The organism is Bacillus sp. TSO22, assembly GCF_020223595.1.
GTDB classification, from domain to species: domain Bacteria; phylum Bacillota; class Bacilli; order Bacillales; family Bacillaceae; genus Bacillus; species Bacillus inaquosorum.
This window is the reverse complement of sequence record NZ_JAHAWO010000015.1, coordinates 100649-125480: the sequence shown is the minus strand read 5'-3', so window position 1 is coordinate 125480 and position 24832 is coordinate 100649. Positions and strand designations below refer to the sequence as shown.

Genomic DNA, 24832 nt, shown 5'->3' with positions numbered 1-24832 from the left:
TGTTTATGTATAGACAATAACTCCTTACGATGCATGAAGCTTGCTTGTTGTTGATTACATTGAGGTGAATTTACTTGAATACCAATAAAAGAGTATTAATTTTGACTGCAAATTACGGAAATGGACATGTGCAGGTAGCCAAAACGCTTTACGAGCAATGTGTACGTCTCGGCTTTCAGCATGTAACAGTTTCTAATTTGTACCAAGAGTCAAATCCGATTGTTTCAGAGGTAACTCAGTACCTTTATTTAAAAAGCTTCTCAATCGGGAAACAGTTTTATCGTTTGTTTTATTACGGAGTTGACAAAATCTATAATAAACGTAAATTTAATATTTACTTTAAAATGGGTAATAAACGATTGGGCGAACTTGTCGAGGAACATCAGCCCGATATTATTATTAATACATTTCCGATGATCGTCGTGCCGGAATACAGACGCCGAACAGGAAGAGTCATCCCTACCTTCAACGTTATGACTGATTTTTGCCTTCATAAAATTTGGGTTCACGAAAACGTGGATAAATATTATGTGGCGACAGATTATGTGAAGGAAAAACTGCTGGAGATCGGCACTCATCCAAGCAACGTGAAAATCACCGGAATTCCAATCAGGCCGCAATTTGAAGAATCCCTGCCGGTGGAGCCGATATATAAAAAGTACAATCTTTCACCAAACAAAAAAGTGCTTCTTATTATGGCAGGCGCCCACGGTGTTCTAAAGAACGTAAAAGAGCTGTGTGAAAATCTTGTCAAAGATGATCATGTGCAAGTGGTTGTCGTGTGCGGGAAAAATACGGCTTTAAAGGAATCTTTAAGCGCGCTTGAAGCAGAAAACGGTGACAAATTAAAAGTTCTTGGCTATGTGGAGCGCATCGATGAGCTGTTCCGGATCACAGATTGCATGATTACAAAACCTGGGGGCATTACTTTGACAGAAGCAACTGCCATCGGTGTGCCTGTCATTCTGTACAAACCCGTGCCTGGCCAGGAAAAAGAAAATGCAAACTTCTTTGAAGATCGCGGAGCTGCCATTGTCGTGAACCGTCATGAAGAGATTCTCGAGTCAGTCACTTCCCTTCTCGCAGATGAAGATACCTTACAGCGCATGAAGAAAAACATTAAGGAGCTTCATTTAGCAAACTCCTCTGAAGTGATCTTAGAGGATATCCTGAAGGAATCAGAAATGATGACATCCAAACAAAAAGCCAAAGCGCTATCTTAATGATGTTCATAGAGAGCACACGAAAATCGTGTGCTCTTTTTATTTATATTCACCCATCTATAAAAGCGGTTACATTTTTTTGTGAAACTTGCCCTTCTTTTGAAAAATAAGCAGTTTCGCAACTTGACGGGTGCTCCCAGATGGTGTATAGTTGAACCATCATTTAACAATGAATCAACGTTAAATGATGACAAAATTTTTTTTAGCACACGGGTGCTACAGTACTAGGAGGAATTAAGCAATATGCAAAACGGTAAAGTAAAATGGTTCAACAACGAAAAAGGATTCGGCTTCATTGAAGTTGAAGGCGGAGACGATGTATTTGTTCACTTCACAGCTATCGAAGGAGAAGGATACAAATCATTAGAAGAAGGACAAGAAGTTTCTTTTGAAATTGTCGAAGGTAATCGTGGACCTCAAGCTTCTAATGTTGTAAAACTCTAAACTCAATACATGACGACAAATAGAGGAGAGGCATTTGCCTCTCCTATTTGATTTTCATCTGAATTTCAATAGCCAAAATATTTTGTTTGCACCTCTGTTCAATCTCTGCAACATGCTTTTCCATTGATGGCTTCCCTTTTTTCGCGATATCCGCCAGTTCTTCTAAATCACTGTATATTTCTATAAATGTTTTGTGAAGGATCGACTTCAAGTCTTTATCATCCATAGCTGCGTTCCCCTTCTCTTCCAAGATACCCCAAATAGTAAATCAGACCTATTTATTCCGGTTCAATAGTTATATCGGCTTATTTTCATTTTATTTTCTATTTTGGTACATAAATTTCAAAAAAACTCTGCAAAATAGTTGCGGAGGTGTTTTTTGTGACATCAGAATTTCATAAAGAGGATCAGGCTGGATTTACTGATAAGCGGCAGCTGGAACTAGCGGTGGAAACAGCGCAAAAAACGACAGGAGCTGCGACGAGAGGCCAAAGCACAACATTAGTCGATTCCGCATACCAAGCTATTGAGGATGCAAGAGAACTGTCACAATCTGAAGAGCTGGCAGCTCTCGATGATCCTGAATTTGTTCAGCAACAACAGCAGCTGCTGGATGATAGCCAGCATCAGCTTGATGAATTCAAAGAATAAAAACCGCAGCTTCTGCGGTTTTTATTCTTTAGTGATTGGTTAAAACATCGCCGTATGCTTTCAGCTTTTCACCCACCGTACATTTATTAATGCAAAATGAATGCGCATAGGTTTTGCCAAATTCCTTGCGAAATTGCTTCTTAATAAAACAATCCTTGCAGTATTCATCGTGCAGTTCTGTCAGTTCTTTAAAAATCATTTTCTTATCCAATATCGTCATCTCCGTTACGGTCTAATTTCGTGTGGCTTTCTACGAATTGATGGGATAGAATCTTTTTAGCGAGGCCGTCAGCTTCCTGGTTGTCTTTCCGCTGTATGGTTTCGTAGGTTGGGGTAAGCTTCAGCGATTCAAGGAGTGCTTCTATTTTGTCCAGCCATTCATTATGCGATGGATCATAGCAAGGCCAGCTGCCGTCAAGCTGATTCAGCACAACAAGTGAATCCCCTTTGATCGTAATTGAATTTCTGCTTGCCCCAAGCTCTCTTACTTCTCTTATTGCTTCATATAGCGCCGCGTATTCAGCTTCATTATTGGTTTTCAGCCGGAAGCTTTTATTTTTTCTCAAGCGATGCCGGATTCCTCCCAATGAATAATAAATGACGATTCCGAGTCCGGCCAGTTCGCTCTCCTTATCGAAACTGCCGTCAAAGTAAACAGTAATATCATCAGGCTCTTGAGCAAGCTCCTCGGTTAGCTTTTCCAATTCCTTCAGCGTCCAGCTGCCGCCTTTCTCGTCTTCAAACTCGAGCTCTTTCATGTATGGAAAACGGCTGAGTTCTCTGGCTAGCATACGTGCTTGCTGAGCAGTCAGCCAGTCTTCACCCAAAAATGAGACGGATCCCGTCCCTTTTGCTTCTATTTTCATATGCGGTCTGAGCTTCATTACGATCACCTTACCATTCATTAGTTGCCGGGCTTGTGCTATAATCAAACCAATCTAATCCCGGAAAGGAAGCTTTTTCATTTTGTTTAATAATTCGTTTTGGATCATTTTTGCGATCATTCATTTTATCATTGTTCTTTTATTTTATAAAGGATTTGGCAAAATGGGACTGTTTGTTTGGATCGGTTTTGCGACAGTCTGCGCCAACCTTCAAGTCGTCAAGACAGTCGAACTGTTTGGATTAACAGCAACGCTCGGGAATGTGATGTACGGCACAATCTTTTTTGCGACAGATGTGCTGAATGAAAAATACGGACCGGCTGAAGCTAGAAAAGCGGTATGGCTCGGATTCACAACGCTCCTGACGCTGACATTTGTCATGCAGGGCGTGCTGCTTTTCGAACCGGCTTCCAGTGACATATCACAAACAGCGCTGGAAACGATTTTCGGCTTCCTTCCACGAGTTGCGTTAGGAAGTCTGCTTGCCTTTATCTTCAGCCAAACGCTGGATGTTTATGTATATTCGGCAATTAGAAGGATATTTCCTTCTGATCGGCTTTTATGGCTCAGAAACGGCGGCAGTACAGCAGTCAGCCAGCTATTTGATACACTGATATTTACTGGTGTCGCTTTTTTCGGCATTTATCCGGCAGGCGTTTGGCTTCATATTTTTATTTCTACATATTTGATTAAGTTTGCGGTATCTTTGATTTCATTGCCTTATGCTTATGCAGCGAAAAAAATGATACCAAATGATGAAAGGAGTTCATAATGCCTACAGAAATTTATGTAGACGGCGCAAGCGCCGGTAATCCCGGGCCTTCCGGTGTCGGCATTTTTATCAAACATGAAGGAAAAGCAGAATCTTTCTCTATTCCAGTCGGAATGCATACAAACCAGGAAGCGGAATTTCTTGCATTAATTGAAGGGATGAAGCTATGTGCAGAGCGCGGGTATCAATCTGTTTCCTTTCGAACCGATTCAGATATTGTGGAACGGGCCGCTGAGTTTGAAATGGTCAAAAATAAAACATATCACCCGTATGTAGAAGAAATCATCCGATTAAAAGCGGCCTTCCCTCTTTTTTTCATCAAATGGATACCGGGCAAGCAAAACCAAAAAGCCGACCAGCTGGCAAAAGAAGCGATTCGGCTGAATGATAAGAATTAAATCTCGATCAATGGTCATCCTAATGACGAGGTGAACAAACATGAAAAAGAAAGATAAAGGCCGGCTGACCGGCGGTGTGACTCCGCAAGGCGACCTGGAAGGCAATACACATGACGACCCTAAAACAGAGCTTGAGGAAAGAGCCAAAAAAAGCAATACAAAACGCTAGAGAAGATCTTACACGATCTCTCTAGCGTTCAGCTTTTCGAGCATACGCTCAATTCCTTTGATTTGGTGGCGGCGAAGCATGTCAGCCGCCTGCTCCATTTGCAGTGTAAATAGAGCGTCTTTCAGTGTGCAGACCAGCGGCACAGAGCAATGAATTTCAGCAAGCTTCCTCGACATCTCCAAATCGCTCAAACCTTGCTGAATTTTCCCCTGCTGCCCCTTCGGAAGAAAAGAAAGATTTTCTAATAAACGGTCAATCGTTTCGTATTCACGAATCAGTTTGTAGGCTGTTTTTTCTCCAATCCCTTTGACGCCAGGATAGTTATCACTGGAATCACCCATAAGCGCTTTAATATCAATCAAAGCTTTCGGCAGGACGCCTGTTTCTTTATAAAAAGTCTCTTTTGTATAGACTTTATAATTTCCGATTCCTTTTTGGAGCAAGGCCACACTCACTTCATCCGTTAACAGCTGAAGTAAATCTCTGTCCCCTGTTACGATTGTAATGTCAGCTTCATTTGCAAATAAACCGGCAAGAGTTCCGATACAATCATCCGCTTCATACCCGGCAAAGCCGATGTTCATAATCCCAAGCTCAGCGGCCGCTTCCTTTGCCAAATCAAACTGCGGAATAAGCTCTACAGGCGGTGCGCTTCGGTTCGCCTTATAATCTTGGAACAGGTCATTTCGATACGTTTTGCTCCCCATGTCCCAGCAGCAGACGACATGTGTCGGCTGGAATGTTTCCACAGCTGTGATCAAATGCTTTAAAAACCCGTTGACGCCGTTCGTCGGCACCCCGCTGTCATTTATCATAAAGTTGCGATGCACAGCCGTGGCAAAAAACGCCCGGAATAAAAGAGCCATGCCGTCAACTAGCAATAGTTTATTATTATTCATAAGATAACTCCCTTTTCTTTCATTCTTTCTATTTTACCATAAAGCATCCCAAAAATAAAAAACAGCATCTCTTCGATTAGAGATACTGTTTTAATAACATCAGTCGTTGTGTCTTTTGTTGCTGGCGATCAGCTTTTCAGCTTCGCGTCCTGCGTAAGAGTCAAAATGGGTTTGAAATCCGTTTTTCTTTTTGGCATTGTTATTCGCCTGTGCATTTCTGTTTCCCAGCTTTGTTCTGCCCAACATGAATCCCCCCTTACGTCGGATACACATAGTATATGCTTCCGGCAGGAGATTCACTCGCGACAGGATCATCCAGCTTACATACGGTTTACGTATTCTCTGACCATTTCCGTTGATACAAGGCGTCTTGTCGGTACGATCCCTTTTTTGGCGAGCTGATTGATCTGCTCGGTAATTTCATTAATCGCATCTGTAGTAAAAGGCTCATCGTTTTTGCATTTTGAAACCGCTTCTTCAATGGCCAGTTCACGCATGTTTTCAAGACGCATAAATGCTTTGATATGCTCGTGCTGTTTTGATGAATGTGCTGAAATTGCTTTATGTACCTCTGACATGAATCGTTCATCTCGCTTTTTTCTATTTAGTCTATCATGACTTGAAATACAAGCCAACTGAATTTTACATTTTTATTGTATGGTCTGATCTTTGCCAGGAGATGCATGCTTGGTATGCCTTTTCAATTTCTTTCGCATGTTCCCCTTCCGCATATCCTCCTAAATACGTATCTTTTTGATCCTTTATTTGTGTCATTGCTTTTTCAGCCATATCTTCCTGCAAGCGTCTGAGGTGATCTGTGTAATGAGAGATAAGGCTTTCTTCTTCATTTTTCACCCAATCCTCTGTGATTTTCGTGAGTTTCATCCGTACAGCTTCAATGAAGGCCGCTTTTCCTTTTTGTTCAAAAAAGTGCTTCGGTGATTTGACCTCTTTTTGTTCCTGCTCGAAGGCACGTACATCTATTTTCGGTTCAACTTCCTTCAGCTGTATGCCGGTCGAATGCTGATCCCCCGCATAAAAGGAAAAATAACCGTCCTCGTTTAATGTTTTTTGAAAGCTTTCCAGCCACTCTTCGGTAATATGCCGCTCGATGAAACCGCTCATACGAACATCAAGTGTTTTGATTTCCTGAACATATTCAAACTGATACTCATGTAAGGCGGTTTTCATTGCCTTCCCGACGTTCTTTTTCCAATCCCCGTTCTGAAGCCCCGGATGAAATGCTGATTTTAGTAAATCATTCGCAAAAAAAGATAATCGCTGTGTTATGTGATAAAGCTGCTCTCTTGTATCTTTTTTTACCTTCTCAATGATGGTTTCTGAGTTCCGCCGTTTCTCGATTTCGGCTGCTGTCCGCTCAAATGACAGCATAAGGCGCTGTTTCTGCGCTTCCTTTTCTTCCTTGGACTGATGCTGTGATTGGTGAAGCTGGAAAACAGTTTCGCATAGTTTGTCTGCTTCCGAACTGAGTTGTGCAGCTGCGGCTTTTTTTACATCAACTTCGATAAACCGGTCTAAGTGCGTTCTTACTTTCGGGAACTGGTTATAAAATGATTCCGATTTTCCCAGCAGTTCCTCCTTACTTGATACGGTAAAGAGCTGCGGACTATGAATCCCTTCTTTTACAAGCTCTGTGCTGACATAATCGGTCACTGTTTCCAGCTCTGATTTATCTTTCGCAAGGTCTGCTGCATTAATGACGAAAAACATTTTATCCATGCTGAGCGATTCTTTCACCAGCCCGAGCTTGCGCAAAAACGAACGGTCTCCTTTCGAGAAGGAGTGCTGATAATAGGTCATATAAAAAAACGCATCAGCATCTTTAATATATTGGAACGCCAGTTCTGTATGCCGTTTATTCATGCTGCTCGCGCCGGGCGTATCGACTATTGTAATCCCTTTTTCAGTCAGCGGGCATGTATAATAGACCGTTACCTCTTTCACAGCGCAGGCCGTTGCCTCCTCTGCTACATACGGCTTTAATTCAGACAGCGGAATCGTTAATTTCTTTTGTTCCTGTATATATTTGTGATACTTTTCGTATGCAAGCAGGAAGTTGCTGATTAATTTAATGTGTTCTTCCTGCATCCGGCTTTTTTTGACTGCCTTTTCCCACTTCTCTATGAAAGAACGGCCTGTCGGTTCTTCTTGTATCCCGGTGAGCTGCAAAATGTCAGCCGTTATGTCATCCTCCGTCTTAAACACCACATCCGCTGTTTTGTTGATGTTGCCATTGGCTGGTTTTGTGATTTTGTTAATTGTGGCTGTGGTTGGCGTTGGTGAGGACGGCAGCACCCTTTCGCCGACAAGCGCATTGGCAAATGATGATTTCCCCGAGCTGAATCCTCCAAAAAGCGCAAGTGTAAATTTCCGTTCCTCAAGCCTTTTAATCCTTTCCCGAAAGGCTGAGGTTTGCTTTGACAGCATGCTATACTCGCCTAAACGGTCAGATAATCTGTAAAAACGTTTGATCTGGTCTTGAAGCGGCAGTTCTTGCTCCATTTTGATTTCTGGTTTCTGTATTGGCTGCTGTGTCTGCTGGCCTTGACTTCGTTTCTGTTCTGGAGCGGCCACTGTTTTTTTCTTCGTTTTAAACCAGTCAGTGTCTATGTGCATTGGGCATGCAGACTCTTCTTCCCATTTGGCCCATAAGCGATCGGCTTTCTCGCGGGCATTATTCTCTAAACGGGCCTGTTCTTGGAGAAGGACAAGTTTTTCTGATTCCTGAATGAGCCGGCCATTGATCGTTTGCACGTCTTTGGAAACACGCTCTTTCACCATCGCGGCCAGCGCCTTTATGATGTCTGCCGCTTCTCTCTTCGCCTCTTTGCGGATAAGCTCTGCCAAGTCTTTTGTATATTGCAATACATATTCAGAAGAAAAAGCTGCACCATGCTTGACCGCGCGTTCAATGATATCAATTTCAAGTGGAGTGCGATAGGCCTGAATCAGCTGTTCACTTTCAACTGTATGAACATCATATGTCTTGGCGAGTTTATGGAACGTGTCTATCATGTGCCAATCCGCTTCGGCCTCTGTTCGTTTTGTCACATCAGAGAATAAAGCATTCCGTCTTCTATCTCTTTCCTGTGCAGTTTTTGCTTTAGAAAAGAAAAAGCCGGTTTTAAAAGAAGGCTCTCGCGATTCTAGAAATGCAGCTGCCAATTCACGCATTTCAAAAGGCGTCAGGTTGGCGTTTTTTAAAATGCGATTGATTTCTTCCTGCATCCTGTTTTCTGCCTCAGTCGCTTGTTTTGCCGCCTCATCCAATTGATTACCCAGCGATTGGACCAGATCAGTTTGTGTATTAAGCTGTTCAGCAAAGTTTGGACCGTCTGTTTCGTCTTTCAAAAGCATTTCGGTATGTTCCTTCAGCAGATTGCGGACTTTTTGTTCTGTTAAAGCCTGCAAATTGCTTTTTGATTGTTGTTTTATTCTTTTTAATTCTTCTCTCAGGCTCCCAATCTGATTGAACGGGTGATTCAGTTCTGTCACTGACGTAAAATAAAGTGATTCCTTTGAAATGCCTTCATTGCAAAGCATCTCCTCTACCTGTGTTTTATAGTCTTCAAAGTGTGTCTCCTTCTCATCATGCCGGTCAATTTGATTAACGATAAAATACACATTCGGAATGCTTTCTTTTATCGACCTGAGAAACTTAACATTTTCCTCAGAGTGAACGTGATTATAGTGAACGACGTAAAACAGCGCATCCGCCTGATGGAGTATAGACGCCGCCGACAGAAAATGCGCATCATCTGTTGAGTCAATCCCAGGGGTGTCAATATACGCAACTCCAGAGTCGATCTCAGTATACCGGTCAAAAATTTCAACGCTTTCAATTTGCTCGCCGTCTTTGCAATATTGCTGCACCTTGTCTTTCTGATAAGCCCCCTTCAGCTCTGCGCATGCTCCGTCTGTTGTATGAAGCCGAACACGCTTTTCCCCGTTTCTGATCACAACAAGGTTAGCACTTGTCGGAATCGGGCTTGTCGGCAAAATATTCTCCATTAACAGGCAGTTCAGCAGTGACGATTTCCCCGCTGAATAATGCCCGGTAAATGCGATATAAACCTCTTCATCAGCCGCTTTTTTCATGACTGCTGCCAGTTTAGCAGCCCTTTGTTCATCTTGATTCTCGATGAATTGCTTATAAATTTCACCTGTTTTGTGCAAAAGCTCTTTTCTGTTATGTTCTGTCATAAATCTGAACCCCTTTGTGCCGTTTCAATTGTGAATCTTTTTCGAAAGATCTGAATACATTCCCTTTCATTTTACACAAGAATGAGCCAAATTTCTTTAAGAGAATAGAAAAAAGCCGCCATTACGGCAGCTTCTATAAAAGAAAATCTGCAACTTTGACAAGTTCCAGATTCATTAAACAGATTTATTAGAGATTCCTTTTAATACAAAACCAATTAATACACTATATGTACAAACCGCCCCAAGCAAAAACAGCATTGTCATTTGCTTCACCATCCTGATTGAGAATCTTTTTCAAATTCATTTTAACATGAATGAGAATGATTTTCAATCGCTATTTTATGCTGTATTCCTCTAATGCTTTGTCTTCTGCACGAATTCTGACGGTTAACAAAACGGCATTTAAAATGGAAAACAGACACATGGTGACGTACGCTTGATATAGCAGCGGAATCAATAAGATTTCTAGTATAACAACGGTATAGTTTGGATGCTTCATCCATTTATAAGGGCCTTTTTTTACAAGCTCCACACCTGGAACGACAAGGATTTTCGTATTCCAATATGCTCCTAAGGAACAAAGCGCCCAATACCGCACTGCCTGCACGATTAAAATAACCGCAGCGATACCGATCCACCAGCTTGACGGCTGTTTGTTCATCAGCAGCACTTCCGCAATTAAAGACAGGAAAAAAAGGATGTGCATGATGATGATATACGGATAGTGGCTCTCACCGAATTCGATCGCCCCTTGCTTCTTTACCTTTTGTTCATTTTGTCTGGCTACTGCCATTTCAGCTGCTCTTTGAGCGATGAGAATGGCGATTAACAACCAAAACATGAGTCAAGCCCCCTTTTCCCAGCTGAATAACAGCAGCTCTGATGAAAATCCCGGCCCTAATGCGCCAATCAGTCCCCGTTCTGCTACCTTTTTATGTCCGTACAGCAGATGGTCTTTGATCACATACAATATTGTGGCTGAAGACATATTTCCGTGCTTTTGCAAAATGCTTTGTGCAGATGAAAGCTTTTCCGGTGAAAGCTCGAGACTTTTGATGTATGCTTCAATCACCTTTTTTCCGCCAGGATGTGCCAAAAAAACACTGATATCAGTGAATGACAGCTGATGTTTGTCTAAAAAAACCTGTAGATTTTTTTTGAGCCATTTTTCTACCAAAGTCGGAATATCTCTTGAGAAAATGACTTTGAATCCTTGATCAGTAAAGTCCCAGCCCATAACATCTTCTGATTGTTTCATCAAAACAGATTGGGAATCTGTTACCTTCGGCGCAAGCTTTAGTTTTGACATTCTGCGGTCTGCCTTCTCCCCGCATAATAAGGCTGCAGCAATGCCATCGCCAAAAAGTGAGGTGCCGATAAGATTGCTTTTCGTTTTATCTTCCGGCTGGAATGTCAGGCTGCATAGCTCAGCAGCAATGACAAGCACGAAAGACTCAGGATGCGCTTTGCAGTATTCGGCAGCGCGCGCAAGTCCGCTGGCCCCTCCTGCACAGCCTAGGCCCCAAATCGGAATCCGCTTCGTATATGGAGAAAATGGAAGTTCATTCATGAGCCGCGCCTCAATGCTCGGTGTGGAAAGGCCCGTGCTGGAGACGAAAAAAACAGCATCCACTTTCTCATAAGGGATGGCTTCTTGAAAAAATCCAGGATGAGAGAGGCACTCGCGAACAGCCTCTATACTGTGCTTAAGTGTTTCTTCTATGTATATTTGATTTTTTTCTTCGAAGCTGTGACCCTCTTTATACCATTCAATCGGCTTGACAAATTGTCTCGATTGAATTTGCCCGTTTTTAAAGGAGGTTAACAGCCGGTCAATATCTTTAAAGGAATGCTGAAACATATACCGGGCAAACTCAGCCGCTTTCTCTTGGTTTACATCGTACGCAGGAAGACTTGTTCCGATGGATAAAATAAACGCCATGCGATCACCTCTTTGCATACATTGTTCCGCAACGATCTTTTTTATATGCAAAAAACTCCGCCGCGGCGGAGTTTAGACTGCTGTTTTTTGCTCAGTGATGTCAGCTGTTTGTTCTGTTTTTTTGGCTTTAGAAAATACGTTATATACAATATTTAGAACTACTGCAGTGAAGCTGCCGGCAACAATGCCGTTTGTTGTAAGGAGCGTTAAGGCGCTCGGAAGCTGCTTAAAAATATCCGGCACAACTGTCACACCGAGACCCAGTCCCACTGAGCAGGCAACGATCAGCAGATTTTCCTGTTTCGCAAAATCAATGCGGCTGAGCATTTTGATTCCATAAGCGATCACCATTCCAAACATCGCCACCATTGCCCCGCCCAAAACAGCAGATGGAATAATGGTCGTAAAAGCAGCGATCTTCGGAAACAGCCCAAATGCCATTAAGATCACACCCGTGACAACAATTACGGCATTTTTCTTGATTCCTGTGAGCTGTACGAGCCCGACATTTTGAGAGAATGCCGTGTAAGGAAAAGCGTTAAAAATACCGCCCAGCAGCACAGCCACCCCTTCAGCGCGATAGCCCTTTGATAAATCTTTCTCTGTCAGACGGCGGTTCGTCAGGTCACCTAAGGCAAAGTAAACACCAGTTGATTCTACAAGGCTGACAATTGCAACAATGGACATCGTAATGATAGGCGCTGCGTGAAAAGACGGCGCTCCGAAGTAAAACGGCTGAATCATTTGAACAACTGCCGCGTCCGAAACATTATCAAATTGAACTTTTCCCATAAAATAAGCAATGAAGGTGCCGATCAATATACCGATCAAAATCGAGATGGATTTGATAAAGCCCGTCGTAAAACGGTATAGAAGCACAATAATACTCAAAACGATAAAAGCGAGAGCAAGATTGGAGAGATCTCCGAAATCTGCACTTCCTTCTCCGCCGGCCATGTTATTCATGGCTACCGGCATAAGTGTAATTCCGATAATCGTAACAACTGAGCCTGTCACGACGGGCGGAAAAAAAGATACAAGCTTCCCAAAGAAAAATGAAATGAGAATGACAAGAATACCTGACGAGATAATACTTCCGTAAACCGCTGAAACCCCGTACTCAGACCCAATCGCAATCATCGGCGATACTGCTGTAAATGTACAGCCAAGCACAACCGGAAGCCCGATCCCGAAAAATCGGTTGCTCCACACTTGCAAAAGTGTAGCCACGCCGCACATAAAAATATCAATCGATACTAAGTAGGTCAGCTGTTCGACAGTCAGGCCCATTGCTTTTCCGACAATCAGAGGAACGACAATGGCACCGGCATACATGGCGAGCACATGCTGTATCCCTAAAGACAGCGTTTTGCCAAATCCGTTTTTCATGAATGAACCTCCTGTACGAAGGACACTTTTCCTTCTTCCAATGATTGAATTCTTGCCAAAGATTCCACCCGGTAGCCTAGCTTCACAAGTTCATCTCTCCCCGGCTGAAATGACTTTTCGATGACAATGCCAAGTCCCGCAATAGAGGCTCCCGCCTGCTTCACTATCGACACGAGCCCGTGCGCTGCTTGTCCATTTGCCAAAAAATCATCGATAATCAGAACATGATCCTGATCCGACAGGTGGGTTCCTGAGACCGCAATTTGGCTTTCTGTTTGCTTCGTAAAGGAATAAACAGATGCTGTCAGCAAGTTGTCGGTGAGTGTTAAAGATTTATGTTTTCTCGCGAAGACAACCGGCACACCCAACTGCAAACCCGTCATCACAGCAGGAGCGATTCCAGATGATTCGATTGTCACAATTTTAGTAATACCGTCTTTTGCAAATCTGGCGGCAAATTCGTCACCGATTTTCTGCATAAGCAGCGGATCAATTTGGTGATTCAAAAAAGAATCCACTTTCAATACCTGATCAGATAATACGACGCCTTCTTCCTCTATTTTCCGTTTCAGTGCTTCCATCCTGTCTTACCTCCGTTATGAGAATAAAAAAAGCATTGCCCGCTCAAAAAAAGAGCAAGCAATGCTGATATAACAAAAAACCGTACACGTGCGGTCTCATTGCTCACTCATAGTCGAACATTTACGGTGTCCGGTAGAAACTTGCGTGCCATATCCACGCGATTATATGAGTGTTCCTATGATATTGTAATAAATTATATCAAGATTCTAATCTCTTGCATAGACAAAAAAACAAAATTTCCGAACTTTATTTTTATTTTCTTGATAATCATTCGTCTTTTATGTATTTTGATTCTAAAAAAGCCTGACGGCCGCACCGCCAGGCTTTTGATTATGACAGATAGAGATTTGAATATTTGTTTGACAAATATTCAATCAAATAACGTACATTCAGCTCTTCTCCTGTTGCATCTTTAATAATGTCTAACGGCTTTTTCCGTTTTCCGTGAATGTGCACCTTTTCCGTCAGCCATTGTTTTATCGGATGAAATTCCCCTCTTTCCAAAAGAGTGTCAAACTCAGGCAGATCCTCGAGCATTTTTTGTTTCAGCTGAGCCGCATACATGTAGCCAAGCGCATAGGATGGGAAGTAGCCGAAATCTCCTCCTGCCCAATGGACGTCCTGTAAAATCCCCTCTGCGTCCGTCTGTGGTGTAATCCCTAAGTAATCCTGGTATTTTTGATTCCAAAGCGACGGCAGTTCTTCTACAGACACTTCATTGCTGAAAATCGCTTTTTCAATTTCATATCGGATGATAATATGAAGAGGATACGTTAATTCATCCGCTTCAACCCTGATGAAGGAAGGTTTTGATTCATTGATTGCACGGACAAAATCATCCAGCGAGATGTCCTTGAACTGTTTAGGTGATGCTTCTTGAATCTTCTTATAGTACGGTGTCCAAAAATGCTTGTTGCGGCCGATAAAATTCTCGTAAAATAATGATTGAGATTCATGGATTCCCATCGATGCACCGTCTGACAAGTTCGTGCCACTCAGTGCTTCGTCAATATTTTGCTCGTATATCGCGTGACCGCACTCATGAATGGTGCCAAAGATCGCCGTACGGAAATCTTTTTCATCATATCTCGTCGTGACCCTAACGTCTCCACGGTTCATCGTGGTCGCAAACGGATGAACCGTTTCATCTAGCCGTCCGCCATCAAAATCGTAGCCAAGCTCCTGTAAAAAATACAGGCTGAGCTCTTTTTGCTTTCCTTTAGGGAACTCTCTTGTGATAAAGCTTGTATCTGGTTTATTTCCGGAAGCTGTCACCTGCGCAACAAGAGGAATAATCGCTTCCTTGAGCTCGGAAAACAGCTGATCAAGCACCTTTACCGTGACACCCGGCTCAAACAAATCAAGCAATGCATCATAAGGATGCTCTTGATAACCCCAATATGTAATAAAACGTTTATTGAATTCAATCAGCTGCTCTAAATATGGGGAAAACAAGCTGAAATCAGATTTCCCTTTCGCTTCTTCCCACGCGGTTTCTGCCTTTGAACACAGAATCACGTATTCCTTGTATTCAGCCTCAGGGATTTTTTTATTCTCTTCATACTCTTTTTTCGCTAGCTCCACTGCCTTTTTCGTGTCTTGAGATAAGTCATCAAATCGTTCATACAGGGCATCAATAAGCTCCTTCATCCGATCTGAAGTTTGGATATTGAATATATCTGTTGAAAGCTGTCCGATACTTTCGGCACGGTCCTCTGAGCCGTTTTTTGGCGCACCTGTTCTGGAGTCCCAGTGCATTAACGCAACTGCTTCGCTGTAATGTGAGATTCTTTTTAAAAGATCAAAAAATTCCTTTTCATATGTATGTATCTCCATATCCATTCCCTCCCTATTCTAGCCGTTCCATTACAGGCTAATGGAAGGGGGTATGAAAGTCAAATTGTTTGTATAAGAGGCTGCCGGTATTTTTGGCGGCAGCCTTCTTTGTTCAGTTGATCGTCATTTGATTTTTTGGCGGCGGTGTTTTCCGCTTTTTCTCATTGATTTTTTTATCCACCCACACTGTTGCCAGCGGGGTTAACAGCGAGGTGACAATAACGCTTGTCGCTATGATTGCCGTTGCTGATTCAGCAACTGGCGCAAACGAAGCATTCGCTTCCGCTAATGCGTATGGCACGGCTACAGCCGCCCCCGCCGTAGAGGAAGCTGCCACTCCCGCGACGCCGTCTCCCCGCGCGACAAAACGATCAAGCAAAAACAAGGAGCCGCCCGATAAAATAACGACAGAAACACCGATAAAAATGCCGAGCAGCCCTGATTGGATCAGCATTCCAAAATTCAAGGTGTTGCCGAGCGAAAAGGCAAAAAACGGGATGATCGCCGGTACAACCTTGCTGAATAAGTCTCTGAGATCATGATCAAGATTTCCAAGTATACAGCCGAGTAAAAACGGGATGACAGTCGCTGCCAGCGTTTCCCACGGGAATGCCGCAAGTCCCGTCACACCAAACGTCACCATGGTCATAAAAGGACCTGATTCTGTACTGATAAACGCGAAAGCGCCCGCATCCTCTTTTCTTCCCATATGGTTCATAAGCGCCAAATACAGGCCGCCGTTCGTTTCATTCATTACCGCGACAATTGCTAAAACAGAAAGACCTGCAAAAAAGCCGGATTGTATGCCTTCATCAGGTATAAATTGCGCTGCGATCACGCCAAGCAGCGCCGCAAATCCGACCTTCCCCAATAATAATGTGATTCCTTTCCTTGCGATATAGCCTGAAGAACGAAAATCAATCGTCGCTCCTACGCAAAAAATAAAAACACCCAGTATCGGCAGCGTTCCGGTAATCAAAGCACCCGTAAACCCTCCAAAGAACTCCGCTGTTCCAGGCGCAAACGTATTGAGCGCCGCTCCCAGAAACAGCGGAATAATCATCATTCCGCCAGGTACCCGTTCAATTGTCGCTTTGATTTTCATATGTGGATTCTCCCATCCTCCGGTTATGAAAAAAACAATACCCCTTACACTTGGAAAACAGCCTGCAAATCTTCTTTTGAACAGCTGCCCAGCTGGCTGCCGACACCGACGGCGCCAGCTCCGGCTTTGAGCCAATCCGGCACTTCAGACGGATGTATCCCGCCTGTCGGAATAAAGGTCACCTGCGGGAAAGGGCCCGCTAAATTTTTCATAAACGGGATGCCAAACACACCGCTAGGGAACAGCTTCAATGTAGTAAAACCGCATGTCAGCGCTTCCATAATTTCGCTCGGAGTCAATACGCCGGGGATATAATGTGTCTTTAAAAAAGAAAGATGTTCAGCAAGGTCTGCTGAAAAACCCGGACTGACAATAAACTGCGCGCCAGCCTCAGCAGCTTCTCCCGCTTGCTGCGCAGTGATGACCGTGCCCGCACCGATTAAAATATCTTCTCTATTACGGAAGGATTCGATAATATCTGATGCCCCAGGCGTCGTATAAGTCACTTCAACCGCACGAACCCCTTTATCAAGTAAACTCTCAATCTGCTGACAGGCCTCCTGTTTATCCTTTGAGCGAATGACTGCAATCAGCCTTGCTTCTTTCAGACGGTTTTCAACGATTTTGGACTCCATATTAATAATCCCCTTTCTTTTGGTAAACCGTTCTTTGAGCAGATAAAAATGCAGCTAATTTCTCCCTGGTCGGCAGTCCGTCCATATCCCCCGGTGCCTGAACTTGCAAAGCGCCAATCGCATTTCCCCTTTGCACCGCATCCTTGTATGACAAACCGTCAAGGATGCCGCTGATCACACCGACTGCAAATCCGTCTCCGGCACCGACTGTATCAACCACCCGATCGACCCGGAAGCCTTCTGCAAATCCTTCACTTTCCCTCGTTTTAAAGTAAGCGCCTTCTTTTCCGAGTTTAATAGCGACAAAGCTGACCCCTTTTTTCAGATAATAGTCGGCAATGCCTTCAGGTGTTTTTTCTCCGGTCAATAGCTCCCCCTCTGTGATCCCCGGGAAAAACCAATCTGCAAGACCAGCCAGATCATTAATGGTATGGGCCATCGTTGCTTGATCAGGCCAAAGCGAAGGCCTTAAATTGGGATCTAACGATACCGTTTTCCCAGTATGTTTCATATCCTTCATTACGTGGTAGGTAAAATCTTTCATTTCAGCAGATAAGGCCGGCGGAATGCCTGTCACATGCAAATGGCCTGCGCCTTGAAAATACTCTCTCGGATATTCAGCAGAAGTTAGTGTGCTTGCAGCTGAGTTTTTCCTGTAATAGGTAACTTGCGGATCGCCTTCTTTCACTTTTGACTTCAGCAGAAGACCGGTGGGATTTCCGTCCTGCGATCGGATCACGCGGGACACATCCACTCCCTCTTTTTTAAGCGCCTCTAAAATAAATGTTCCGAGCTGATCATTGCCGACCTTGCTCATCCATCCCATCTGAAATCCGAGTCTGGCCAGGCCGCAAGCAACATTGCTTTCTGCCCCGGCCAGCCCTTTAGAAAAAGTGGATGCTTCATGAAGGCCCCCGTACTCATTTGCGTAAAACATGGCCATCGATTCCCCGAATGTCACCGCATCAAGCTTCATCTTTTCCCAACCTCCTCTTAGTTGAGGGCACCTAGGATTAAAGTGACTTTCTCATGATGACTTCTGCCTCTAATTCAATGGTTTGAGGCGCTCCCTTGTCACCTTCAATCCTTTTTAATACACGTTCCATCGCCGTCCTGCCCATATCATGTGACGGCTGGGCGATCGTTGTAATGCCCGGACCGATCAGTTTGTACCATTCCGTATCGTCGAACCCAGCAATCCCTATATCTTGGGGGATGTGCAGTCCAAGCTCTTTCATACAGCTGATGATTTTCAGCATAATTAAGCCGTTCAAAGCCAGAATCGCTTTTTTTTGCTCTGGCATATCCTTGTAAAAAGACCGAAGCGCCGCCTTAAGCTGCTCCTTGTTTTTCACGTCAATTTCATACATTCTGACAAGCCCGTTCACATTTTGAGCCGAAGCCATTTCTTGATACACAGCTGCTCTTTCTGCACGAGGGCTGATAGATGAAATCGGTTCGGTAAACAGCGCGACATCAGTGTACCCTTTGCTGTAAATCTTCTGAAGAATCTCTTTTGTGATCCTTCTGTTGTCAGTCGTTACCGTATCCAGTTTCAGATCTGGAAGTTTCCGGTCAATTAATATCGTTGGAATGTGCTGTTCGGCAAAGGCGTTCAGTAGATCCTTATTTTCTCCGGTTGCGTTTAAGATCAGCCCCTCAACCGAATGGGCTTCAAGCTTTAAGAGCATTTCCCGCTCTTTTTCAGGACTGTTATCTGTGTTGCACACCATAATGCTGTAGCCATATTGATCACAAACCTCTTCGACTCCCCTGAAAGCCGCGACCGAAAAAGGATTTGTAATGTCAGCTACAACAAATCCGATTAATTTGCTTTTTTTTATTTTCAAACCTTGCGCCATTTTACTTGGCCGATAATTCAATTCTGCAATTGCCTTTTTAATATTTTTCACTTTTTCAGGAGAAATCGCATCAATTTTTCCGTTGATATAGCGGGAAACTGTCGATTTCGAAACTCCTGCACATTCAGCTACGTCTTTGATGGTCGTATGGCCTGTTGTTTTCTTTTTCATTCAAGTGCTCCTGTATCTCATATATTTGAAACCGATTTCAAAACCGTTACAACAAAAGAATACCATATTTTTAAAATTTGGAAAGAGTTTTTTTAATAATGTGCTTATTCACAATTTTTCCGTTGACTCTTTTCACTATTTATCCTAAAATTTTCTTTGAAACCGTTACCAAAATATTTTCATTCAAGTGAGCCGAAATCCTAACCAAGGGGGAAATATAATGGAAAATCGTTATTCTGTACACCCTGAACAAGTTAAACGCTTTACAACAGAGGAGCTTCGCAGCCATTTCTTAATGGATACTTTATTTACGGAAAATAAACTAATGATGTATTACTCACATGAAGACCGGGTTGTCATCGGAGGAGCAGCTCCGGGGCAAAGTGAACTGAAGCTTGATGCCGGGGATTTCCTTAAAACAGACTTCTTCCTGGAACGGCGTGAAATTGGGATTATTAATGTTGGCCAGCCTGGTGCTGTCAGAGTCGGCGATGATGAGTATGTACTTCAAACAAAGGATTTTCTCTATATTGGAATGGGCAATCAGGATGTAGCGTTTACAAGCCTGAACGGAGAAAAAGCTAAGTTTTACTTTATCTCCGCTTGTGCTCATCAAAGCTATCCGACGCAAAAAGCCGCTCTTTCTGAACTGACACCGGACCGCCTTGGTGATGATGCAGCGTCTAATGTCAGAAGCCTGTACAAAGTCATTCATCAAGATGGCATTAAAAGCTGTCAGCTTATGATGGGAATTACGATGCTTGATCAAAACAACAACTGGAACACCATGCCGGCACACGTCCATGATCGCCGGATGGAGGCTTATCTTTACCTTGATCTTGAGAAGGATTCGAAGGTGTTTCACTTCATGGGCCAGCCGGACGAAACACGCCATCTTGTTGTCGGAAATGAGCAGGCTGTCCTTTCCCCTGCCTGGTCTATTCACTCTGGCGCAGGAACATCAAACTACAGCTTTGTGTGGGCAATGGCCGGAGAAAACTACACATTCACGGACATGGATGTCGTTCCGATGGATGGGCTGAAATAAGATGAGTTATCTACATGATGCCTTTTCATTAGAAGGAAAAACAGCGCTGGTAACGGGACCGGGAACGGGAATCGGTCAAGGAATTGCCAAAGCACTTGCCGGGGCTGGCGCTGATATTATCGGCACATCACATAAAAGCAGCCTGTCTGAAACACAGCAGCTTGTCGAACAGGAAGGCCGAACGTTTACGTCTTTTACAATGGATATGAGCAAGCCTGAAGCGATAAAGGATACTGCAGCTGAGCTGTTCGAAAACCGGCAGGTCGACATCCTTGTCAATAATGCCGGCATTATTCACCGGGAAAAAGCGGAACATTTCCCAGAAGAGAACTGGCATCACGTACTGAATGTCAACCTAAACAGCTTGTTTATTCTGACACAGCTGGCAGGCGGACACATGCTGAAAAGAGGTTATGGAAAGATTATTAATATCGCCTCTCTTCTGTCTTTTCAAGGCGGTATCCTTGTTCCCGCATATACAGCGAGCAAACACGCTGTTGCCGGTTTGACTAAATCATTTGCAAATGAGTGGGCAGCGTCCGGCGTTCAGGTGAACGCAATCGCCCCGGGCTATATTTCTACAGCCAATACAAAGCCTATTCAGGACGATGAAAAGCGAAATGAAGACATTTTAAAGAGAATCCCTGCCGGACGGTGGGGCAAAGCGGATGACATCGGCGGGACTGCAGTCTTTTTGGCATCACGTGCTTCAGATTATGTAAATGGACATATTTTAGCAGTAGACGGCGGATGGCTATCCCGCTGACAAATAAAAAAGCTGACGAACACGATCGTCAGCTTTTTTCTATTACATCATATGCGGTTCAACAGGAAGTACCTTTTTGACCTCATCAATGATGCGTTGATTTTCTCCGCCAGCGTAAATGTGAATCGAGCCGCTGTCTTGAGTCGAACGAATCAGACGCCCGATGCCCTGTCGCACGCGTAATAACATATATGGCAGATCAACTTCTTCGAACGGATCTTTTTTCGCCCCGTTGCGTTTCGCTGTAAATACAGGATCATGAGGCGGGAATGGCAATGACCAAATAGTAACATTCTTCAATGCGTCTCCAGGAATATCGAGTCCTTCCCATAAGTGAACCGAACAAAGCACTGTTTCCTCTTCCTCTTGGAATTTCTCCACTAAGCTGCTGATTTCTTCATCACCTTCAAAGAAAATCGGATACGGCAGCTCCCAGGCCGCCGACAGTTGCTTAAACTCCTTTAATTCCTCAAAAGAAGGGAAAAGCACCAGCGTTCTGCCTTTATAACGCTTGATCGTTTCAATCGTTTCAGCTGTTTTTTGTTCAGCGGTCATTTCTGTTTTTGCATATAGATTAACGGTCATTTGCTCGTCATAATCATAAGGAGAATCAACGGTTAACGACAAATAATCATGAATCCCGAGACTGTCGGCAATATAATCAAATGAACCGCCTTCTGACAGCGTAGCAGAAGAGAAGATATAAGGAATTTTCTTAGAAAACACTTTTTCGCCAAGCACTTCTGCCACCGTTCTCGGCATTACAACAAAGGTTGATTCTGCTTCCTTTTTCTCCAGCCAGCTGATCGCATCCTTTTGATATAGAGATAATGAATACGCCATTTGTTCAACATATTCTTCCACAACTGACAGCTCGTATTGATCAATCGTGTACATCTCAGACTCGAACACGAGAGCCTCCCCGATTTTATCGAGCAAACGGCAAAGCTCGTCCGCCGCCTTTTTGACACGCTGGTCATTTTTTATTTCTAGACGGTGTGAACCGGCCACTTCTTTTGATTCTTCAGAAAGAACATAGAAAAATTCGTCGTTCGCAGCAAGCGCATCTTCAATCAGTTCAGCAAACTCTTCTCTGATGTCATTTTGAAGCAAACGTTCTAAAAACAATTCAAGAGTAGACTGCTTCACTCTGTAGGTTAACGCTTTTTGTGCGGCAAACTCTAACAGATGCCCTTCATCAAATACAACCGCACTATGATCAGGCAGCAGCGGCAGCTGGCCCTCTCGTTTGCGTGACTCTTCCGTCCACACATGCTCCATATAAAAATCATGGGAACAAATGATCAAGTCTGTAGACTTTCGGTAATAATCTCTGGAAAGCGTCAAACCGCATCTGTGTCTCATATCACAAGTCAGACAATCCTGAAACGAGTCGTAGCTTACTTCAGACCATTGTTCATTCGATAGATTTGCGTACTGCTTACGGTCGCCATACGGATAAAAGCGCTGCATCGCCTGTGATTCATGGACAAATGACGGTAATGACTCATAAAGATCCAGCCATTTATCATCATCAGAGCGCTGCATTGTTTTTTCAAGCTTCTTCAAGCATAAATATTGCTCATGTGACTTCGACAGCCTTGTATCTATTTTCAGATCCAAATGTTCCGCCAGCTTCGAAATATCGCCCTCTTTTTTCACAAGCTGTTCGATTAATGTTTCATCAGCACAAGCAATAATGGCGGGTTTGCCGACATATCTTGCATAGCTGATCGCGAAAAGAAGATAAACCAGCGTTTTCCCCGTTCCCACTCCAGCTTCGGCAAACATGACTTTTTTCTCTTTAAACGCCCGCTCCAGCTGAAAAGCCATAAATACTTGCTCATCCCGAAGATCAAACCCTTTTTCGGGAAGGATATCGTAAAACACGTCACCAATCCAATTGTTCAATTCTTCATAAAAATTCTTTGTTTTCGTTAAAGAAAAAGGCAAACGTGATGTTGTCACCTAGTTCCAACCCCCAACTATTCGACATTCAGACCACCAATAATATCATTTCCTACTGATGAATACAATAAAAAAACTTGGCAATGCCAAGTTTTTTTGCAGCTTACTTTCGATTGATCACATGCGACGATAAAAAAGGATGGTCTGTTGAATAAATATGTTCCACCGCTTTTTCTAAATCATTTTGCGCATGCGACATCACAGACGGAGACGAATCAGCCCCGAGCTCCTTCAGCTCGTTTGCTGTTGCGTCAAGCGCCCTTTGAATTAGATTAAAATGTTCGCTGTTTAGCATGAGATCACCTCTGATGGAAATAATCATCATTGTATGCGAACTTTTCATTTTATATACATGCTTTCCGCATGTTATTACCGAAACATGCACAAACTACATTCGATATTCCGTACCCGGATTATCCGTCTTATCAACAATATTCTATCAGGGAGTGATGTTGACATGAGTTATAGAAATCGATTAGATCAGCATTCTGAACTGTTTCATCACAATTGGACGCGGCCTAAACGTTCTAAGTCTCAAGTAAACGGTCACACTGAAATGTCCCAAACCAACATTATATTGAGAAGCAACGCGAAAGCTCACCGTTGGTAACGATAGAATATGGCTGAAAGATGAAAGAAGACGCATGCAGAGCGTCTTCTTTTTTATGCGTTTTCTGTTTTCTTGCGCTGCGGTCTTACTTTTGACCAGTATTGATAATAATCCGTTTTAATAAATCCGTTAAAGAGCTTTCGTTTCTTCGTCGCTTTTCTGCCGTAAGCTTCCTCAAAATTCTCGTTTGATGTCAGCATATACACAGACCAGGTATCAAGCGGTTCGAACGCCTGTCCCATTTCTTTGTACATCTGCTCAACGGCTTTTTTCTCGCCGAGACGCTCTCCGTATGGCGGGTTACCGACAATTACGCCAAACTCCAGATTTGTCGTAAAGTCCTTGACCTGCATCTGCTTAAATTCGATTAAATCTCCCAAGCCTGCTTCCTCTGCATTCTCTTTTGCGATTTGAACCATGCGGTGGTCTATGTCGCTTGCGAAAATCGTAAGCGGCTGGTCATAGTTGGCCTTTTCTTCGACTTCAAGCCGTGCTTTGTCCCACAGATCTTTACCGATCCATTCCCAATCCTCTGAGACAAAATCGCGGTTAAATCCAGGGGCGATGTTTTGACCGATTAACGCGGCTTCAATCGCAATCGTTCCGGAACCGCAGAAAGGATCGACAAATGGACGGTCCGGGGTCCAATTGGTTAATTGCACTAAAGCGGCAGCAAGTGTTTCTTTAATCGGCGCGCCGCCCTGATCGACACGATATCCTCGTTTGTGGAGGCCTGTCCCCGACGAATCCAATGTAATAATTGCTTGATCTTTTAATAAAGAAATTTCCACCTTATACTCGGCACCTGTTTCTTCAATCCAGTCATTGGCTTTGCCTGACTGGAGCTTGAGCTTTTCGACAATTGCTTTTTTGACGATCCGCTGACAGTCAGGAACGCTTGCTAGGGTTGATTTCACCGATTTCCCGATGACAGGGAATTTCCCGTTTTCAGGTATAAATGAGCGCCAGTTAATCGCTTTCGTTTTTTCAAATAGTTCATCAAATGTTTTCGCTTTAAAAGAAGCAACCTGAACCTTTATGCGGTCGGCTGTTCTAAGCCAAAGGTTCGTGCGGCAAATGGCAAGCGCATCACCTTCAAAAATAACTTTTCCGTTATCAACCTTGCATTCGTATCCTAAATCTCGTACTTCCTTTGCGACAACAGCTTCAATGCCCATCGGCGCCGTTGCAATTAGTGTATACTTCTTCATCGTATCACCCTGTCTTTTAAAACTTTTCTTTTCTCAAGATAAA

At 43.5% G+C, this 24832-nt stretch carries 30 protein-coding genes and 1 riboswitch; of the genes, 10 read left to right on the top strand and 20 right to left on the bottom strand.

Features of this window, described 5'->3' with window-relative positions; genetic code table 11:
* Window positions 1-74: 74 nt before the first annotated feature.
* From KHQ79_RS20220 to cspD, 3 genes are all read left to right on the top strand, one after another.
* Window positions 75-1223, top strand: a complete 1149-nt coding sequence (locus KHQ79_RS20220; protein ID WP_004397915.1) for a diglucosyl diacylglycerol synthase — start codon at window positions 75-77, stop codon at window positions 1221-1223.
* An 81-nt stretch (window positions 1224-1304) separates the two neighbouring features.
* Window positions 1305-1451: a hypothetical protein gene (locus tag KHQ79_RS20215; protein WP_133487171.1), complete on the top strand. Its 147-nt coding sequence runs from the start codon at window positions 1305-1307 to the stop codon at window positions 1449-1451.
* 15 nt (window positions 1452-1466) lie between these two features.
* Complete coding sequence (cspD, locus tag KHQ79_RS20210) at window positions 1467-1667, top strand: cold-shock protein CspD (RefSeq protein ID WP_003153604.1); 201 nt, start codon at window positions 1467-1469, stop codon at window positions 1665-1667.
* 43 nt (window positions 1668-1710) lie between these two features.
* Here cspD and degR read toward each other — a convergent pair whose 3' ends face one another.
* The gene (gene degR / locus KHQ79_RS20205) at window positions 1711-1893 is read right to left on the bottom strand and encodes a transcriptional regulator DegR (RefSeq protein WP_004397939.1); all 183 of its coding nucleotides are present in this window, start codon (window positions 1891-1893) and stop codon (window positions 1711-1713) included.
* Between the two features lie 155 nt (window positions 1894-2048).
* Between degR and KHQ79_RS20200 the strand changes: the two genes are divergently transcribed.
* Window positions 2049-2318, top strand: coding sequence for a DUF2564 family protein (locus KHQ79_RS20200; protein ID WP_004397942.1), 270 nt, complete (start codon window positions 2049-2051; stop codon window positions 2316-2318).
* A gap of 28 nt (window positions 2319-2346) precedes the next feature.
* Here the strand turns inward: KHQ79_RS20200 and KHQ79_RS20195 are convergent, their stop codons facing one another.
* Both KHQ79_RS20195 and KHQ79_RS20190 read right to left on the bottom strand, forming a co-directional pair.
* Entirely contained in the window at window positions 2347-2529 is a 183-nt protein-coding gene (locus tag KHQ79_RS20195; RefSeq protein ID WP_004397944.1) for a zinc-finger domain-containing protein, read from the bottom strand.
* A complete protein-coding gene (locus KHQ79_RS20190; protein WP_004397945.1) occupies window positions 2522-3202 on the bottom strand; it encodes a ribonuclease H family protein in 681 nt (226 codons plus the stop codon). Before KHQ79_RS20190 ends, KHQ79_RS20195 begins: the two co-directional genes overlap by 8 nt.
* An 82-nt stretch (window positions 3203-3284) precedes the next feature.
* On the opposite strand from KHQ79_RS20190, the gene KHQ79_RS20185 reads away from it, so the two are divergent.
* The 3 genes from KHQ79_RS20185 to sspL are packed head-to-tail and all read left to right on the top strand — an operon-like array spanning window position 3285 to window position 4541.
* On the top strand, window positions 3285-3974 hold the full coding sequence (locus KHQ79_RS20185) for a queuosine precursor transporter (RefSeq protein WP_225516698.1): 690 nt from the start codon (window positions 3285-3287) through the stop codon (window positions 3972-3974).
* A complete protein-coding gene (locus tag KHQ79_RS20180; RefSeq protein WP_004397948.1) occupies window positions 3974-4372 on the top strand; it encodes a reverse transcriptase-like protein in 399 nt (132 codons plus the stop codon). The genes KHQ79_RS20185 and KHQ79_RS20180 overlap by 1 nt, the downstream gene beginning before the upstream one ends.
* 40 nt (window positions 4373-4412) lie before the next feature.
* Window positions 4413-4541 carry a small, acid-soluble spore protein L gene (gene sspL / locus KHQ79_RS20175; protein ID WP_004397949.1) on the top strand — a complete coding sequence of 43 codons (129 nt, stop codon included), beginning with the start codon at window positions 4413-4415 and terminating at the stop codon, window positions 4539-4541.
* Between the two features lie 8 nt (window positions 4542-4549).
* Here sspL and exnP read toward each other — a convergent pair whose 3' ends face one another.
* The 14 genes from exnP to kdgR form a co-directional block, all read right to left on the bottom strand.
* Window positions 4550-5440 (bottom strand): 5'-3' exonuclease, encoded by an 891-nt coding sequence (exnP, locus tag KHQ79_RS20170; RefSeq protein ID WP_225516697.1) that lies wholly within the window; start codon window positions 5438-5440, stop codon window positions 4550-4552.
* Window positions 5441-5539: 99 nt separating this feature from the next.
* Window positions 5540-5686, bottom strand: a complete 147-nt coding sequence (locus KHQ79_RS20165; RefSeq protein ID WP_003230761.1) for a hypothetical protein — start codon at window positions 5684-5686, stop codon at window positions 5540-5542.
* 74 nt (window positions 5687-5760) lie between these two features.
* Window positions 5761-6018 (bottom strand): YpbS family protein, encoded by a 258-nt coding sequence (locus KHQ79_RS20160; protein WP_119913949.1) that lies wholly within the window; start codon window positions 6016-6018, stop codon window positions 5761-5763.
* Between the two features lie 64 nt (window positions 6019-6082).
* The gene (gene dynA / locus KHQ79_RS20155; protein ID WP_225516696.1) at window positions 6083-9664 is read right to left on the bottom strand and encodes a dynamin GTPase; all 3582 of its coding nucleotides are present in this window, start codon (window positions 9662-9664) and stop codon (window positions 6083-6085) included.
* 174 nt (window positions 9665-9838) lie between these two features.
* Window positions 9839-9928: a Fur-regulated basic protein FbpC gene (gene fbpC, locus KHQ79_RS20150; RefSeq protein WP_100069434.1), complete on the bottom strand. Its 90-nt coding sequence runs from the start codon at window positions 9926-9928 to the stop codon at window positions 9839-9841.
* Between the two features lie 70 nt (window positions 9929-9998).
* Complete coding sequence (gene bpsB, locus KHQ79_RS20145; protein WP_004397961.1) at window positions 9999-10505, bottom strand: alkylpyrone methyltransferase; 507 nt, start codon at window positions 10503-10505, stop codon at window positions 9999-10001.
* 3 nt (window positions 10506-10508) lie between these two features.
* Window positions 10509-11606 carry a type III polyketide synthase gene (locus tag KHQ79_RS20140; protein WP_250648382.1) on the bottom strand — a complete coding sequence of 366 codons (1098 nt, stop codon included), beginning with the start codon at window positions 11604-11606 and terminating at the stop codon, window positions 10509-10511.
* Window positions 11607-11678: 72 nt separating this feature from the next.
* Entirely contained in the window at window positions 11679-12995 is a 1317-nt protein-coding gene (pbuX, locus tag KHQ79_RS20135) for a xanthine permease PbuX (RefSeq protein ID WP_119913951.1), read from the bottom strand.
* Complete coding sequence (xpt, locus tag KHQ79_RS20130; protein ID WP_004397964.1) at window positions 12992-13576, bottom strand: xanthine phosphoribosyltransferase; 585 nt, start codon at window positions 13574-13576, stop codon at window positions 12992-12994. Before xpt ends, pbuX begins: the two co-directional genes overlap by 4 nt.
* Before the next feature lie 90 nt (window positions 13577-13666).
* A riboswitch (purine riboswitch) is annotated at window positions 13667-13766 on the bottom strand.
* Window positions 13767-13907: 141 nt separating this feature from the next.
* Window positions 13908-15413 (bottom strand): carboxypeptidase M32, encoded by a 1506-nt coding sequence (gene ypwA / locus KHQ79_RS20125; protein WP_225516694.1) that lies wholly within the window; start codon window positions 15411-15413, stop codon window positions 13908-13910.
* A 112-nt stretch (window positions 15414-15525) separates the two neighbouring features.
* Window positions 15526-16518: a 2-keto-3-deoxygluconate transporter gene (kdgT, locus tag KHQ79_RS20120; protein WP_060398876.1), complete on the bottom strand. Its 993-nt coding sequence runs from the start codon at window positions 16516-16518 to the stop codon at window positions 15526-15528.
* Window positions 16519-16562: 44 nt separating this feature from the next.
* Window positions 16563-17153 carry a bifunctional 4-hydroxy-2-oxoglutarate aldolase/2-dehydro-3-deoxy-phosphogluconate aldolase gene (eda, locus tag KHQ79_RS20115; RefSeq protein ID WP_060398877.1) on the bottom strand — a complete coding sequence of 197 codons (591 nt, stop codon included), beginning with the start codon at window positions 17151-17153 and terminating at the stop codon, window positions 16563-16565.
* Between the two features lies 1 nt (window position 17154).
* The gene (kdgK, locus tag KHQ79_RS20110; protein WP_133487157.1) at window positions 17155-18129 is read right to left on the bottom strand and encodes a 2-dehydro-3-deoxygluconokinase; all 975 of its coding nucleotides are present in this window, start codon (window positions 18127-18129) and stop codon (window positions 17155-17157) included.
* A 37-nt stretch (window positions 18130-18166) separates the two neighbouring features.
* The gene (gene kdgR, locus KHQ79_RS20105; protein WP_225516693.1) at window positions 18167-19186 is read right to left on the bottom strand and encodes a pectin utilization transcriptional regulator KdgR; all 1020 of its coding nucleotides are present in this window, start codon (window positions 19184-19186) and stop codon (window positions 18167-18169) included.
* Between the two features lie 220 nt (window positions 19187-19406).
* On the opposite strand from kdgR, the gene kduI reads away from it, so the two are divergent.
* Together kduI and kduD are read left to right on the top strand one after the other, a co-directional pair.
* Window positions 19407-20234: a 5-dehydro-4-deoxy-D-glucuronate isomerase gene (gene kduI / locus KHQ79_RS20100; protein ID WP_225516691.1), complete on the top strand. Its 828-nt coding sequence runs from the start codon at window positions 19407-19409 to the stop codon at window positions 20232-20234.
* 1 nt (window position 20235) lies between these two features.
* Window positions 20236-21000 (top strand): 2-dehydro-3-deoxy-D-gluconate 5-dehydrogenase KduD, encoded by a 765-nt coding sequence (gene kduD / locus KHQ79_RS20095; protein WP_004397971.1) that lies wholly within the window; start codon window positions 20236-20238, stop codon window positions 20998-21000.
* 42 nt (window positions 21001-21042) lie between these two features.
* Here kduD and KHQ79_RS20090 read toward each other — a convergent pair whose 3' ends face one another.
* Entirely contained in the window at window positions 21043-22968 is a 1926-nt protein-coding gene (locus KHQ79_RS20090) for an ATP-dependent DNA helicase (protein WP_225516689.1), read from the bottom strand.
* Between the two features lie 103 nt (window positions 22969-23071).
* A complete protein-coding gene (locus tag KHQ79_RS20085; protein ID WP_004397973.1) occupies window positions 23072-23263 on the bottom strand; it encodes a hypothetical protein in 192 nt (63 codons plus the stop codon).
* A gap of 162 nt (window positions 23264-23425) precedes the next feature.
* Between KHQ79_RS20085 and KHQ79_RS20080 the strand changes: the two genes are divergently transcribed.
* The gene (locus KHQ79_RS20080) at window positions 23426-23578 is read left to right on the top strand and encodes a YpzG family protein (protein ID WP_010327933.1); all 153 of its coding nucleotides are present in this window, start codon (window positions 23426-23428) and stop codon (window positions 23576-23578) included.
* Between the two features lie 53 nt (window positions 23579-23631).
* On the opposite strand, the gene KHQ79_RS20075 is transcribed toward KHQ79_RS20080, so the two are convergent.
* On the bottom strand, window positions 23632-24789 hold the full coding sequence (locus tag KHQ79_RS20075) for a THUMP domain-containing class I SAM-dependent RNA methyltransferase (protein ID WP_225516687.1): 1158 nt from the start codon (window positions 24787-24789) through the stop codon (window positions 23632-23634).
* Window positions 24790-24832: the final 43 nt, after the last annotated feature.

Bases quoted from the DNA above. Each gene is read 5' to 3' on its own strand.
- cspD (WP_003153604.1), top strand. From the start codon at position 1,467: ATGCAAAACGGTAAAGTAAAATGGTTCAACAACGAAAAAGGATTCGGC.
- degR (WP_004397939.1), bottom strand. From the start codon at position 1,893: ATGGATGATAAAGACTTGAAGTCGATCCTTCACAAAACATTTATAGAA.
- KHQ79_RS20190 (WP_004397945.1), bottom strand. From the start codon at position 3,202: ATGAAGCTCAGACCGCATATGAAAATAGAAGCAAAAGGGACGGGATCC.
- KHQ79_RS20180 (WP_004397948.1), top strand. From the start codon at position 3,974: ATGCCTACAGAAATTTATGTAGACGGCGCAAGCGCCGGTAATCCCGGG.
- sspL (WP_004397949.1), top strand. From the start codon at position 4,413: ATGAAAAAGAAAGATAAAGGCCGGCTGACCGGCGGTGTGACTCCGCAA.
- exnP (WP_225516697.1), bottom strand. From the start codon at position 5,440: ATGAATAATAATAAACTATTGCTAGTTGACGGCATGGCTCTTTTATTC.
- KHQ79_RS20165 (WP_003230761.1), bottom strand. From the start codon at position 5,686: ATGTTGGGCAGAACAAAGCTGGGAAACAGAAATGCACAGGCGAATAAC.
- KHQ79_RS20160 (WP_119913949.1), bottom strand. From the start codon at position 6,018: ATGTCAGAGGTACATAAAGCAATTTCAGCACATTCATCAAAACAGCAC.
- dynA (WP_225516696.1), bottom strand. From the start codon at position 9,664: ATGACAGAACATAACAGAAAAGAGCTTTTGCACAAAACAGGTGAAATT.
- fbpC (WP_100069434.1), bottom strand. From the start codon at position 9,928: ATGACAATGCTGTTTTTGCTTGGGGCGGTTTGTACATATAGTGTATTA.
- bpsB (WP_004397961.1), bottom strand. From the start codon at position 10,505: ATGTTTTGGTTGTTAATCGCCATTCTCATCGCTCAAAGAGCAGCTGAA.
- KHQ79_RS20140 (WP_250648382.1), bottom strand. From the start codon at position 11,606: ATGGCGTTTATTTTATCCATCGGAACAAGTCTTCCTGCGTACGATGTA.
- pbuX (WP_119913951.1), bottom strand. From the start codon at position 12,995: ATGAAAAACGGATTTGGCAAAACGCTGTCTTTAGGGATACAGCATGTG.
- xpt (WP_004397964.1), bottom strand. From the start codon at position 13,576: ATGGAAGCACTGAAACGGAAAATAGAGGAAGAAGGCGTCGTATTATCT.
- ypwA (WP_225516694.1), bottom strand. From the start codon at position 15,413: ATGGAGATACATACATATGAAAAGGAATTTTTTGATCTTTTAAAAAGA.
- kdgT (WP_060398876.1), bottom strand. From the start codon at position 16,518: ATGAAAATCAAAGCGACAATTGAACGGGTACCTGGCGGAATGATGATT.
- eda (WP_060398877.1), bottom strand. From the start codon at position 17,153: ATGGAGTCCAAAATCGTTGAAAACCGTCTGAAAGAAGCAAGGCTGATT.
- kdgK (WP_133487157.1), bottom strand. From the start codon at position 18,129: ATGAAGCTTGATGCGGTGACATTCGGGGAATCGATGGCCATGTTTTAC.
- kdgR (WP_225516693.1), bottom strand. From the start codon at position 19,186: ATGAAAAAGAAAACAACAGGCCATACGACCATCAAAGACGTAGCTGAA.
- kduI (WP_225516691.1), top strand. From the start codon at position 19,407: ATGGAAAATCGTTATTCTGTACACCCTGAACAAGTTAAACGCTTTACA.
- kduD (WP_004397971.1), top strand. From the start codon at position 20,236: ATGAGTTATCTACATGATGCCTTTTCATTAGAAGGAAAAACAGCGCTG.
- KHQ79_RS20085 (WP_004397973.1), bottom strand. From the start codon at position 23,263: ATGCTAAACAGCGAACATTTTAATCTAATTCAAAGGGCGCTTGACGCA.
- KHQ79_RS20080 (WP_010327933.1), top strand. From the start codon at position 23,426: ATGAGTTATAGAAATCGATTAGATCAGCATTCTGAACTGTTTCATCAC.
- KHQ79_RS20075 (WP_225516687.1), bottom strand. From the start codon at position 24,789: ATGAAGAAGTATACACTAATTGCAACGGCGCCGATGGGCATTGAAGCT.